Annotated in this window: 11 protein-coding genes; 3 read left to right on the plus strand and 8 right to left on the minus strand. The window is 56.0% G+C overall.

Annotated elements, in window-relative coordinates; all coding sequences use genetic code 11:
* Position 1: 1 nt before the first annotated feature.
* The 4 genes from PZBJ_RS10755 to PZBJ_RS24210 all read right to left on the minus strand — a co-directional run bounded on the left by PZBJ_RS10755 (position 2) and on the right by PZBJ_RS24210 (position 2,927).
* A complete protein-coding gene (locus tag PZBJ_RS10755; protein ID WP_101762478.1) occupies positions 2-1,525 on the minus strand; it encodes a sodium:solute symporter family protein in 1,524 nt (507 codons plus the stop codon).
* A 288-nt stretch (positions 1,526-1,813) separates the two neighbouring features.
* Positions 1,814-2,116, minus strand: coding sequence for a PsiF family protein (locus PZBJ_RS10760; protein ID WP_101762479.1), 303 nt, complete (start codon positions 2,114-2,116; stop codon positions 1,814-1,816).
* A gap of 102 nt (positions 2,117-2,218) precedes the next feature.
* Positions 2,219-2,473, minus strand: a complete 255-nt coding sequence (gene iraP / locus PZBJ_RS10765) for an anti-adapter protein IraP (protein ID WP_101762480.1) — start codon at positions 2,471-2,473, stop codon at positions 2,219-2,221.
* 313 nt (positions 2,474-2,786) lie between these two features.
* Positions 2,787-2,927 (minus strand): hypothetical protein, encoded by a 141-nt coding sequence (locus PZBJ_RS24210; RefSeq protein WP_167391187.1) that lies wholly within the window; start codon positions 2,925-2,927, stop codon positions 2,787-2,789.
* A 253-nt stretch (positions 2,928-3,180) separates the two neighbouring features.
* Between PZBJ_RS24210 and PZBJ_RS10770 the strand changes: the two genes are divergently transcribed.
* Entirely contained in the window at positions 3,181-6,261 is a 3,081-nt protein-coding gene (locus tag PZBJ_RS10770) for a beta-galactosidase (protein WP_101762481.1), read from the plus strand.
* Here PZBJ_RS10770 and PZBJ_RS10775 read toward each other — a convergent pair.
* Positions 6,200-7,504, minus strand: coding sequence for a multidrug efflux MFS transporter (locus tag PZBJ_RS10775; protein ID WP_101762482.1), 1,305 nt, complete (start codon positions 7,502-7,504; stop codon positions 6,200-6,202). The genes PZBJ_RS10770 and PZBJ_RS10775 overlap by 62 nt on opposite strands.
* A 392-nt stretch (positions 7,505-7,896) precedes the next feature.
* Between PZBJ_RS10775 and PZBJ_RS10780 the strand changes: the two genes are divergently transcribed.
* Positions 7,897-8,148, plus strand: a complete 252-nt coding sequence (locus PZBJ_RS10780; protein ID WP_101762483.1) for a biofilm development regulator YmgB/AriR family protein — start codon at positions 7,897-7,899, stop codon at positions 8,146-8,148.
* A 12-nt stretch (positions 8,149-8,160) separates the two neighbouring features.
* Here PZBJ_RS10780 and PZBJ_RS10785 read toward each other — a convergent pair whose 3' ends face one another.
* From PZBJ_RS10785 to PZBJ_RS10795, 3 genes are all read right to left on the minus strand, one after another.
* Complete coding sequence (locus PZBJ_RS10785; protein WP_101762484.1) at positions 8,161-8,478, minus strand: hypothetical protein; 318 nt, start codon at positions 8,476-8,478, stop codon at positions 8,161-8,163.
* A 171-nt stretch (positions 8,479-8,649) separates the two neighbouring features.
* The gene (locus tag PZBJ_RS10790) at positions 8,650-8,949 is read right to left on the minus strand and encodes an I78 family peptidase inhibitor (RefSeq protein WP_101762485.1); all 300 of its coding nucleotides are present in this window, start codon (positions 8,947-8,949) and stop codon (positions 8,650-8,652) included.
* Between the two features lie 347 nt (positions 8,950-9,296).
* Entirely contained in the window at positions 9,297-11,885 is a 2,589-nt protein-coding gene (locus tag PZBJ_RS10795) for a bifunctional diguanylate cyclase/phosphodiesterase (RefSeq protein WP_101762486.1), read from the minus strand.
* A gap of 219 nt (positions 11,886-12,104) precedes the next feature.
* Between PZBJ_RS10795 and PZBJ_RS10800 the strand changes: the two genes are divergently transcribed.
* A complete protein-coding gene (locus PZBJ_RS10800) occupies positions 12,105-12,752 on the plus strand; it encodes a CPBP family intramembrane glutamic endopeptidase (protein ID WP_101762487.1) in 648 nt (215 codons plus the stop codon).
* Positions 12,753-12,782 lie beyond the last annotated feature (30 nt).

Raw genomic sequence — 12,782 nt, forward strand, 5'->3', positions numbered from 1 at the left:
GTTATCCCTCCTGAGAGACGTTGCTTTTATGCGCCCAGCGCTGTGCGGCAGGCGCATCCTGATCCTGATTGAGTGCGTTTAGCAATTGATCCACTTCCGGACGCACCGGCGCGCGGCGTAACCAGCCCATCACCACAAACAGCACCAGCGAGGACATCACCGGCGCAGCCACCACGGTGGCGGTGCTGACATCGGTAAAGACAAATTTCACGCAGAAGAAAGTGCCGACGCCGATCGCCCAACTCACCAGCGCGGCAGCGCTGCCGCTGCGACGAAATGCCGGCAGCAAACCCAGCAGCATGGGAATGGAGATCGGGCCGACTAAGCCGCCAAACCAGATGATCAGCAGCGACAGCACGCCGCCGAAGTGGCTGGCGTTCATGGCAATCACCAGCGTGGTGATAATGAAGATAAAAGCGGTGAGCCGCGCCACCAGCAGCGAGCTTTTACCGCGCTGAAAGTGTTTCGGCAGCATGCCGGGCAGGATATCGCGCGTCACCACCGCCGTAATGGCGTTGGCATCCGACGAGGTCATCGACAGCGTGTGGGTAAACATCGCCACCAGCACCAAACCCACTAAACCATTCGGCAGCAACTCCATCGCCATCATCGAATAAGAGCGCGACGGATCGCTGAGATTGGGAAACAGCAGCGGCGCTGCCCACATCGGCCAGAACAGAATCAGCGGCCAGATGAGATAGAGCGCGGCGGAGAGGCGCGCCGCTTTGCGTGCATCGCGGCCGGCGGGCGCGGCTATAAAGCGCTGCGCCAGATTCCAGGTGCCGCCGTTGTAGCTCAGCGTGTAGATGACGAAATAGGCGAGAATAAAGCCGATGCTGTACGGCTCCTGAATAATCTGGGTATGGGTTGGCGGCAAACGCTGCCAGATGGTGAACAGCTCAGCAAAGCCGCCGAGATGCACCGCCACCGCCACCACCATCACAATCGCGGCCACAAATTGCACCACGAACTGGCCGAAGTCGTTGCAGGCATCCGCCCACAATCCGCCCATCACGGTGTAAAACAAACTCAGCGCGCCAGATACACAGATGCCAATCAGCGGATCGAGTCCGGTGAAGACGTTGATGATCACCGCAATTGCCGCCCACTTCGCGCCGACGTCAAAAGTTTTCAGCAGCACCCCGCTCCACGCCAGCACCATTTGCGTTGGCAGGTTATAGCGCGTGGCGAGATATTCCATCGGCGATTCGATGTTCATATAGATGCGCAAGCGCGCCCAGCGCGGCGCAAACAGGCGTGAACCTATCAACACCGCGATCGCGATGGGAAACGCCCACCAAAAATAGATGGTGATGCCCATGTTGTAAGCCACCGCCGCATAGGCGACAAACACCGCCGCGCTGTATCCTGACATATGATGCGACACGCCCGACAGCCACCACGGCATTTTGCCGCCAGCCGCGAAGAAATCACGCGTGCTGCCCACCTTGCGCATCGCCCACAAGGTTATAGCCACAATCATCAGCGCATAAAGCGCCATCACAGCATAATCAAGCACATTCATAGCAGACTCCACAGGTAAAGGCTGCCCAACGAACGCTCTGGCTTCGCGGGGATTGAGCGGATGGAATAATTAGTCATCATTTAGGACTAAAGCATCCTGGCAGCGTTACCGATGCGGTTTTGTGATGAGGATCCTGATATGAGTTTTTCCTCTGACGTGATAAGTAAAATTGAATATGTCTGCGCCGCAGCTTACAGCAATAAAAAAAGGGTTCACGCTAAACATGAACCCTTATTCCTTTTCACGCATGAGTGATTTAAAAACGGCGACGATTTATCGCTAATTAAATCAGCTTTTCTTCAGGCACGAACTCATAAACGTTTTACGTGCATCGCCGGTGAGCTTTTTATCGCTCGCATCAGCATTACAGGTTTTCATCTTCATTTGTTGCGGCGTCATACTGCCTATTTTGCTGTCTTTTTTCAGACAGTCACTCATAAAGCTTTTACGCGCATCGCCTTTCAGATTTTGTGTACCGGCGCTCTGGTTACACTGGGTCATTTTTTCCTGCTGTGCGGTTTTCTCTGCCGCACTCGCTCCGCCTGCAATCAGCAAGCCTGCTGTCATTATTGCCAAAAGACACGATTTCATTACCGGATTCTCCGTAGCATTATTGCTCTCTAAGCATGGCACGGAATAAGCAAATACGAGAAATCGATAATAACAATTGCCTGCAAAAACAGGCGATAGCCATTATACGCGCGGATGATGCAGCAACTTCTCTACGTAATTACGCAGCATGGTGGTATCGGGCGTTTCAGCCGCGGGAGCGACGGGCGGCATGGCTAATTTAATAGCGGCCTCAATGTCGTGGAATTGATCGGGATTCAGTTTGCGCAGCATCGCGGTTAACACGATCTCTAATGCCTCAACCTGAGCCACTAATTCTTTAGACTCTTCTTCTTTTTCAGCCAGCTTTAGAAGGAGTTCCGCAATCAGGTTTTTCATGCGACAAGCTCAATGAGAGAAGAAAAACAGACGTTAGCATTGCGCTGAATAAAACAACAAGGATTTTTAAGCCGTTTTAGAGAAAAAACAGCCAAACGGCAGAATAAAAAAACCGGCTAGATTTCAACAGGTAATAGCGAAACGTTTCACTGGACGTTCAAAGATTTATTGAAACGTTTCGCTCACCTATGCCCTGAATAATTCGAGGTGCAGGAAGGCGGCAAGTGCAATCATCCTCAGGAGCTTACTTCACTAAGTGACTGAAGGTGAATGCACGTAGCCAACGCAACTGCAGCCTGAATTATGATGGGTATTAATGCGGCCCCATAAAGCCGCGTCCCGGACCGCCACCATGGCCGCCGCCCCAACCGCCGCCACCCGGAGGTGGGAAAATACAACCGCTCAACGCGGTGACCAATGCCACAACTGCGGCCATTTTAATCATACGGACCATAATTACCTCGGAATGGTGAAATCGGGCTGAGTGTATGAGGCCGCATCGGGCACGACAATACAGAATTCTCCGCAACCCGGCGCTATTCATCTCTGCTCACCACGCTTAACAATTTACTGGCACTAAAGCGGCAAAAACATTGCACGGCTGGCATAAATTGCTGCCAACGCGCTGCGCAAAATCGTGGTTGATCGCTTTACAGCCGGTGCGATTTCACGCAATGTGAGCGCATTACAATAAATGAGATCTCATCATGAGCTTATCTGCTGTCTCCCTGAGTGAAATTCTGGCGCGCCGTGACTGGGAAAATCCGGTGATCACCAGCCTTAATCGACTGGATGCGCATCCGCCGTTTGCCAGCTGGCGCGACGAAATCAGCGCGCGCGATGACCGCCCTTCGCCTTCGCGCCAGCTATTGAACGGCCAATGGAGCTTCAGCTACTTCACGCAGCCGGAAGCGGTACCGCAAAGCTGGCTACTACAGGATTTGCCTGGCGCACATGCGCTGCCGGTGCCTGCAAACTGGCAGCTGCACGGCTTTGACGCGCCAATTTATACCAACGTGCAGTATCCAATTCCGGTAACGCCACCTTTGGTGCCGCAACAGAATCCTACTGGATGCTACTCGCTCACATTCAAAGTGGATGCTAGCTGGCTGCAACAGGGCCAAACGCGCATTATCTTCGACGGCGTAAATTCGGCCTTCTTCCTGTGGTGTAACGGCCAGTGGATCGGCTATTCGCAGGACAGCCGCCTGCCCGCCGAGTTTGATCTCACTCACGCTTTGCAGCCCGGCCAGAACCGCTTAGCCGTGATGGTGCTGCGCTGGTGCGATGGCAGCTATCTGGAAGATCAGGATATGTGGCGCATGAGCGGCATCTTCCGTGATGTCAGCTTGCTGCATAAGCCGGAGACGCAGCTGGCCGATGTGCAGATTGAAACCGCGCTGAGCCCGGAATACCTGCGCGGCGATCTGCGTGTCAGCGTCAAGATCCACGCCGGCGATCGTCAGCCCGCGCAGTGCCGATTGCGCGTCAGTTTGTGGCGCGGCGACAGCTGCATTGGTGAGCAGGAACAGGCACCCGGCAGTGCGATTATCGACGAGCGCGGTCATTATCCCGAACGCGCCCTGCTGATTTTGCCGGTCAACCAGCCGCAACTGTGGAGCGCCGAAACGCCGCATCTCTATCGCGCGGTGGTGACGCTGCTGGATGAAAACGGTGCCGTGCTCGAAGCCGAAGCTTACGACGTCGGTTTCCGCCGCGTCAGCATTGAACAGGGCCAATTGTGCCTCAACGGCAAGCCGCTGCTGATTCGTGGTGTGAACCGCCATGAACATCACCCGGAACACGGTCAGGTGGTGGATGAAGCCAGCATGCGCCGCGATATCGAGCTGATGAAGCGCCACAACTTCAACGCGGTACGCTGCGCGCACTATCCCAATCATCCGCTGTGGTATCGCCTGTGCGATCAATACGGTTTGTATGTGGTGGATGAGGCGAATATCGAAACGCACGGTATGCAGCCCATGAATCGCCTCTCCAGCGATCCGCGCTGGTTCGCCGCCTACAGCGAGCGCGTCACGCGCATGGTGCAGCGCGACCGCAATCATGCCTGCATTATTATCTGGTCGCTGGGCAACGAATCAGGTCACGGCAGCACGCACGATGCGCTCTATCACTGGGTGAAAAGCAGCGATCCGACGCGTCCGGTGCAGTACGAAGGCGGCGGCGCCAACACCGCCGCCACCGATATCGTCTGCCCGATGTACGCGCGCGTCGATCAGGATCAGCCTTTTCCGGCGGTGCCAAAGTGGTCGCTGAAAAAGTGGATTGGTTTGCCGGGCGAGACGCGGCCATTGATTCTGTGTGAATACGCCCACGCGATGGGCAACAGCTTTGGCGGTTTCGCTAAATACTGGCAAGCCTTCCGCCAGTTCCCGCGCTTGCAGGGCGGCTTTGTCTGGGATTGGGTCGATCAAAGCCTGACGCGCTACGACGACAACGGTGAAGCCTGGCAAGCCTACGGCGGAGATTTTGGCGATACGCCGAACGATCGCCAGTTCTGCATGAACGGGCTGGTTTTTGCCGACCGCTCACCGCATCCGGCGCTGTTTGAAGCCCAGCGCGCGCAGCAGTACTTCCAGTTTCAGCGGGACGCTAACGAGCCGTATCGCTTTACCGTCAGCAGCGAATATCTGTTCCGCCGCAGCGATAACGAAGTGCTGCGCTGGTCAATCGAGCAGGATGGCGTTGCCATCGCCAGCGGTGAATTGCCGCTCGATCTCGCCGCTCAAGGCAGCCAGACCTTTACGCTGCCCGCCAGTGAAGATTTGCAGGGCAACGCGTGGCTTAATCTGGCGGTGCATCAAATCAACGCCACGCCGTGGTCCGAAGCGGATGCGCGCGTCGCCTGGGATCAGTGGCCGCTACCCGCTGCGCTGCCAGTGCGCGTTGCAGAGCTCGGTGCCACCGCGCCGGAACTGATTGCCAATCACGATCTGGTGGCGGTGGTTGTGCCGCAGCAGCGCTGGCACTTCTCGCGCCGCAGCGGCGAGCTGGTGCAATGGTTTGTCGATGATGAAGAAACGCTGCTCACGCCGCTGCAGGAGTGCTTTATTCGTGCGCCGATTGATAACGATATCGGCACCAGCGAAGCTGCCAATGTTGATCCCAATGCGTGGGTCGAGCGCTGGAAACGTGCGGGCTACGATGAGTTGCAAGCGGTGCTGGTGGATATGCAGGTCGATAGTCTGAAACACAGCGTGCTGATTGAAACCTGGCATCAGTGGCTGGCCAACGGTCAGCTGGCTTTCACCAGCCACAAACGCTATCAAATTAATGCTAACGGTGAGTTGTCCATTAGCGTCAATGTGGAACAGGCGCCCGGTCTGCCGCTGCCGGCACGCATCGGGCTGCGCTGCCAACTGGCGAAGTCGCCGCAGCAGGTAAGCTGGCTCGGTTTGGGCCCGCACGAGAACTATCCGGATCGCCAACTGGCGGCGCAGTTCTCGCGCTGGCAGCTGCCGCTGGCAGCGCTCAGCACCGCGTATGTGTTCCCCGGTGAAAATGGTTTGCGCTGCGGCACGCGTCAGTTACAGAGCAATGGCTTGCAGGTGAGCGGCGACTTCGCCTTTTCGCTCAGTCGCTTCAGCCTTGAACAGCTGCGTGCCACCTCGCATCGCCACTTATTGCAGCAAGAGGATGGGTGCTGGCTGCACCTCGATGGCTTCCACATGGGCGTCGGCGGTGATGATTCATGGAGCCCCAGCGTTAGCCCGGAGTTTTTGCTTTCTCAGCAGCGCTGGCACTACGCGCTGACGTTGCGTCAGTAGGTTTTTCTGCGGTTTCACGCTGGCTCAAAGGTGGAGTCAGCGTGGTTTTCGGCCGACGATAGAAGCGGCGCAGGAAGATCACGTTAACCATCACCACCATCGCCGTGGCGAAGAACACCCAGCGATAGCCGGTTGCCGCCGATACCGCCGCGCCCAGCAGCGGACCCGCCACGTTACCCAGATACATAAAAGATTGGTTGTAGCCGAAAATGCGCCCGGTGACGTTATCGCGTGAATGCCGCACCAGCAGCGTTTGCACCGCCGGCATCATGGCACCATCGGCAAACCCCAACAGGAAACGCAACACGCCCAACTGCGTCGCGCTGGTGACGAACGACATCGCCACCAGCAGCAATAATGAAACCATCATAGTGGCGAGCAGAATGCGTTGCGTGCCAATACGATCGCCGAGTTTACCCAGCCGTGGCGCGGAGATCAGCGCCGATACGCCCGGCAGCGCGGCGATCACCCCGCTGAGAAACGCGATGTTCTGCGCATTCGGTGCCAGCTCGCGCACGAACAGCGTCAGGATGGGGTTCACCGAGCCGTTGCACATCTGAATCACCATGGTGGTGAAGAACAGGCAGATCATTAAGCGCGGATTATCGAGGGTGCGAAACACGTCGCGCCCGCTCAGCTTATCCTGCTTGCTAACCGGCGTATAACCGGTCTCTTTTATCAGAAATAAGGTGACGAGAAAGCTCACCATCAGCAGCACGGCGGTGACGATAAACACCATGCGTAAACCGAGCCAGTCCGCCAGCAAACCGCCAATCATCGGCCCGAGAATGACGCCGCTGATTTGCCCGGTGGAAACACAGCTTAGCGCCCAGCCGCTGCGTTCGCGCGGTACCTGCGCCGCCACCAGCGCCATCGCATTGGGAATGTAGCCGGACGTAAGGCCCATCAGCGCGCGCAGCAGCAACAGCTGCCAGGCCTGAGTGACAAACGCCTGCAGCAGAATCACCGCGCCCATGCCGAAAGAGGCGCGCAGCAGCATTAGCTTGCGCCCTTTACGGTCAGCAAGGCTGCCCCACAACGGCGCGACGGCGGCAGAAACAATGAAGGTGACGCTGAAGGTGAGTCCAGACCAGACGCTGAGCGCGTTACCGCCACGAATCCCGAGTTCTTCCACATACAGCGGCAGGAAGGGAATGATCTGACTGATAGCAAGGCCGGTAAAAAAGCAGCCAAACCAAACAGATATCAGATTAACTTTCCAGGACTCGATGGAGCGTAACATGGGCGTGGGCATCAGCAGAATGAAACAAGAGTTCAGTCTAACAATCTCATAACATTACCGGACGGCAAAACATGGCATGGGCGAAAAAACGCAGTTTTACACTGTCGAGCGTGATTCTGCTCACAGCAAATCATGTCTGAAAGCCGTTTTTTAGTGTCTTTATGTGCTGAAACCCTGCCTGCCGCAAGATAAGCGCATCGCAATGGCAGGCAAACGTGAAAAAATATGTCTACACGTTACTGACAATATTCCACACCGCATCTATGTTTAAAAAACCACCAGTTATCACTGGCGACGCGCTGTCTGTTCTGGGCAGTCCGCATGATTAAACCCAATTTCCCCATGCTGCCATTATCCGGCGGTGGGCATCGTTGTCTCTGCGGAGGTCAGCTATGAGAACCCAGCCAAACAGCGCCAGTCGGGCGATTACCGACTATTTTAATAGCCCAGCCTGGCATGCACCGCATGAGAGCGACATGCTAGCGGCGATCATGCGCGAACTGATGGATGACGGACAGCCTGCCACCAGCAAAGCGATTATTGCGCGCGTGATTGATAAGCTGGAATTTGAAGGGGATGAACAGCAGCTGCAGAGCTACCGCAACTTACTGGCAAAACTGCTGGAATCGGGGCCGCAGAAATAGCGGCCCACGCCACTATTTTACCGCACGCAGATGGTCGGCTTCGCTGACAAATGCCTTGCCGCTTTGACGCTGGTACAGGCAGAGTTCGCGTCCGACCTGATTTTTCATGTGCTTTTGCGGATAGCGACCTTCCAGCAGCAGCGCATCAAAGCCCACGCTGTCATCATACTGAATCGGCTTACCCACCACTTTCGCTGTCTTGAGGCCGCTGGCCTTGAGACAGCTTTGCTGCATATTTTTGTCGTTCTGCTGCCATGCGGCTTCGCTCGACGCCTGCGCCAGCGGACTCAACAACAGCGTTAACAGCAGCAATTTTCCACGCGTTCTCATCATCACTCCTCCATCAGCCTTGCAGGCCGAAAGATAAAAAAATTCCCGCCGCAGCGGGAAGAAATAAGACGAACATTGCATATTCGAGAGTGACGAGGAAATCTCCGTAGTGCGCAGTTATCCTCGCCCGGCGCTGTGACAGCCAGATGACAATGCAATGTCGTTTTTTTGTTATCCGCAGTACACCCGGGAAATTTTACCGCTTTGATCCGCCGCGAAATTTATCCGACGCAGATTGAAATCCATCGTTACCGCTGAATTCCACGGAATAGCACGCACGGGCACCGCGAAGCGTTTGTTGTCGAGCGTCGATAATGGCTGACCAACGTAATTTTGGTATTGCGATGCGCCGCACTGATCGGTTTCCGGATCGTGGCTGGCAGCCGCGCTGGCGTCAGGTTTGCTGGCTGACTGGCAAGCGGTCAGGGCAAAAAAGGCCGTTACCAGTAGCGCTTTTCCATAATGGGTCACAAGTTTCTCCTCCTGGATAAATAGACAACCGGTTTCTGAGAGTAGCAAAGCGTGACCGTGAAACGGAAATTTTTACAGCAGATTGGTCGCACTAATCAGCTCAAAAGGGCGATCTTCCTCTCAAAAGTTAGGATTAATCGCACGCACTGTCTAAAAATCAATCCGCCAGCCACTACAATTAACTAAGAATTTTCTTAGCGAGGAGACAATGATGGAACTGGTGATTTTTGTTGGCTTCGCCGCTCTGATGACGTTTGTTGCGATCAGAGTGCGTTAAAAAGCCGCACACATTTCGTAGCGGCGCGATTTTTCACGCAATGCATTGCGCCGCTACAATGTGTGCAAAATCAATTGACGGTTTCCTCTTCCTGTAACCGCGCATTGAAGGCGGCCAGCGACATGGGTCGGCCAAGGACATATCCCTGCCCTTCTTCACACGACAGCGCTTTCAGCGCCTTTAGCTGTGCTTCGGTTTCAATCCCTTCAGCGGTAATGGTCAGCGCAAACGCGCGAGCCAGACCGACAATCCCCGCCACCACCGATTGCGCCTGCTGCGATTCCGGGAACTCCTTCATCCATGAACGATCGATCTTCAAACCGTTGAACGGGAAAGTTTTCAGATAGCCCAACGCCGCATAGCCAGTACCAAAATCATCCACCGTCAGCCGCACGCCGAGCGCGCGCAGGCCTTGCATGATCTCCAATGCGCGATCCGGATTCTCAAAAGTGACGTTTTCGGTGATCTCCAGCTCCAGCCGTGTGCCCGGTAATCCACTCACCTCCAGCGCATGCGCCACGCGCTGCACCAGATCGTTATTACGAAACTCCACCGGCGAAATATTCACAGAAACATAGCGCTGTTCGCCCCAGTCGCGGGCGTCCACGCATGCGCGCATCAGCACCCAATCGCTGATCGCAGCGATCAGGCCGTTCTCTTCCGCTAACGGAATAAAGCGATCGGGCGTGATCCATTGATCGTCGGCTATCTGCCAGCGAATCAGCGCTTCAGCGCCAGCCAGCTGCCCGCTTTGCAGCTGATAGCGCGGCTGATAATGCAGCGTGAAGGCGTGATTGTGCAGCGCGCCCTCAATCGCCTGCACCATGTCGCGTTTTGACTGCAGATGGTTCGCCATATCGGTGGAGTACCAAACCCACCGATCGCGTCCGGCACTGCGCGCCTGAGCCAGCGCAATATCGGCCAGGCGTAACAGCGCTTCCGGCTGAGCCGCATCCTGCGGTGCTGATACGATGCCCATGCTGGCGGTGAGGCTGATTTGATGCGATCCGCTGATGATCGGTTGATGCACCATGCGCTGCAGCGCACGACAGCGATATTCCACACCCGCCCGCGTGCTTTCGCGCAGCAGCAAAATAAAGGCATCGCCGCCGAGCCGGGCCGCCAGTTCATTCGGCGCCAGCAAGCTTTTCAGCCGTGTCGAGATCTCATTCAGAACGTCATCACCGACCGCGTGGCCCCACGTGTCGTTGATCGGTTTGAACTGATCGAGATCGAAACTGATGACAAATAGCGGATCATCCGCGCTGACGCACTCCAGATACGCGGTTAAATACTCCTGCAGCTGCATGCGGTTCGCGAGGCCGGTCAGCATGTCATGACGTGACAGAAACTGAATGCGCGCTTCGGCGTCCACTTCATGAGTGATATCCGACACCGTGCCGCGAAAACCCGAGCGCAAGCCATTACGCCGAATGGCTTTCGCCATTAACTGCCCAATGCGGCGCTCGCCGTTGGCCGACATAAACTGGCAGCGCAGCGGCACATGTTTCACCTCTTCGCCTTGACGCATCAGCCAGGAGACCAGCGAATGGCTGGGATGGCTCAGCAGTTGATCGAGCGGACGTCCAATCCAGCTTTTCACTTCATGGCCGGTCACCGCAGCAAAGCGCGACGAGAGATAACAGAGGCGGCCCTGTGCGTCGACTTCCCAAATCCAGTCCGACGCGGCTTCCGCCAGATCGCGAAAACGCTCTTCGCTGTTGGCCAACTCACGCTGACTGATCGCCAGCATTTCAAAGCGACGATCGGAGATCACCGCGTTGTGCAGTGCATGCCGCAGCACGCGACGCGTCACCATCGCCACCGCCAGCGCGGTGAACAGCAGCAGCGGCATCATCAGCCACATCACGCCGAAGCCGGGATTTTTCGGCTGCCAGCGCAGCACCAGGGGTTCGCCCTGCAGCACCGGCTCCACCAGCCGTGGCTCAAACCGCGCATCGTTTAAATCGCTAGCGATGCGCGGTTCAATCACATTCAGGGCTTTGCCCAGCGTTTGCAGTTTTTGTGGCGTGAAAGTGTTAACGAACACCATGACCGAAGCGGGGCCGGGCATCGTCGGCAAATCCTGTCCTTTGCCCGGCGTAATCGGCGCGGCCACGACAATCGCCGGGTTAATCTCCACCAGCGCATTGCCTGCAACGGCGTCATGCCGTGAGCGCGCCGCGCTTAGCAGTACGTTGCTTTGTGCGCCTAACAAGCTCTCAATCGAAGCATCCGATAATTCACCGTTAATCACCGCATAGCGGGTTTTCCCATTGCCATCTACCACGAACACGCCGTCGTAGTGATACTCCTTGTAAAGCCCCGGACCAAAGTTCTCTTCGTCCCACGCCCAAACCTTATTGACCGTCAGATGCAGGTTCTTCCAGCCTTCGCCCCAGTTAGCATAATCGCGCGCATCGACGAGCATCTGTTGCTGCTGTTGCTGCCACGCCTGACGCATCAGATTGGCATCCTGCTGGATTGAGTCGATGTTTTGTCGATGGGCGATAACCAGCACCATCACCACAGAGAGAAGTAGCACGCCAAACAGCAGCGAGGATAAGGTGCGCAGAATGCGCCGCGTCAGCCTTACCGTATGTGCTTCCATATTGGTCCTGGCGGCCAGTGCCGTGTGCCGGTGAAACTCAGAATTCATGCGCATTGCTCGTAGAATACAGGCAGCAAAAAAAGGCGGATGACAACGCAGACTGCGCACATCTCCACCCTGTAAGGGTTTGATCGGTTATCGGCCCCGAGCGCCGCAGATTTAGTCTTGTTGGTGGAATATTTGAGCAGCGCAAATGTGCAGCACGCCACCTCGACAGGGATGATCGGCGTTGCTACTATGCGCTCTCCTCTGCTCGCTGAGTCGCCTATGGACACCCAATCCGACAAAGTTACGTTAACGCTGTTCTACGTGGGTAGCTTTGTGGTCTATTACCTTGTGACCATGCTGGTTACGCTGTTTCCCAATTACGGGATGCTGCGTACCAACGGCTTGCTGATGCCGGTGCTTTGCCTGGTGGAGTTTGCGGTGATTTATCCGCTGTACCGTTTTTACTGTCAGCGTCGCAGCGACATTCCGCTGGGCTTTGTGCGGCCGATGCAGGCGCTGCTGTTTATTGGTTTACTGTTTGCTTTGATGGTGGCGCAGACGCAGTTTCTGCAACCCGAAGGCTGGCTGATTGCGCAATCGCAGCAGGGACGCAGCTCGATGTTGATTCTGCTGCTCACCGCCGTGCTGCTGGCGCCGGTGTTTGAAGAAGTGCTGTTCCGGGGATTTTTACTGCAAGGTTTTCTGTTGTGGGCGCCGAGAAGCCGTTTTGCCTGCATGCTGCTCACCTCCCTGCTGTTCGCCGCGATGCATACCCAATATGTGCACTGGGAAACGCTGGTTGCCTTAACGCTGTTTTCCATGCTGCTGTGCTACGCGCGCCTGCGCAGCAACAGCCTGGCGCTACCGATTTTCCTGCACACGCTGAACAATTTAATCGCTATCCTGCCCGCCTGGTATTTCGCTTAATAAAAAAGATCACGTTTTATACGCATAAAA

Source organism: Pantoea endophytica (assembly GCF_002858935.1).
GTDB classification, from domain to species: Bacteria; Pseudomonadota; Gammaproteobacteria; order Enterobacterales; family Enterobacteriaceae; genus Pantoea; species Pantoea leporis.

Bases quoted from the DNA above. Each gene is read 5' to 3' on its own strand.
- PZBJ_RS10755 (WP_101762478.1), bottom strand. From the start codon at position 1,525: ATGAATGTGCTTGATTATGCTGTGATGGCGCTTTATGCGCTGATGATT.
- PZBJ_RS10760 (WP_101762479.1), bottom strand. From the start codon at position 2,116: ATGAAATCGTGTCTTTTGGCAATAATGACAGCAGGCTTGCTGATTGCA.
- iraP (WP_101762480.1), bottom strand. From the start codon at position 2,473: ATGAAAAACCTGATTGCGGAACTCCTTCTAAAGCTGGCTGAAAAAGAA.
- PZBJ_RS24210 (WP_167391187.1), bottom strand. From the start codon at position 2,927: ATGGTCCGTATGATTAAAATGGCCGCAGTTGTGGCATTGGTCACCGCG.
- PZBJ_RS10770 (WP_101762481.1), top strand. From the start codon at position 3,181: ATGAGCTTATCTGCTGTCTCCCTGAGTGAAATTCTGGCGCGCCGTGAC.
- PZBJ_RS10775 (WP_101762482.1), bottom strand. From the start codon at position 7,504: ATGTTACGCTCCATCGAGTCCTGGAAAGTTAATCTGATATCTGTTTGG.
- PZBJ_RS10780 (WP_101762483.1), top strand. From the start codon at position 7,897: ATGAGAACCCAGCCAAACAGCGCCAGTCGGGCGATTACCGACTATTTT.
- PZBJ_RS10785 (WP_101762484.1), bottom strand. From the start codon at position 8,478: ATGAGAACGCGTGGAAAATTGCTGCTGTTAACGCTGTTGTTGAGTCCG.
- PZBJ_RS10795 (WP_101762486.1), bottom strand. From the start codon at position 11,885: ATGAATTCTGAGTTTCACCGGCACACGGCACTGGCCGCCAGGACCAAT.
- PZBJ_RS10800 (WP_101762487.1), top strand. From the start codon at position 12,105: ATGGACACCCAATCCGACAAAGTTACGTTAACGCTGTTCTACGTGGGT.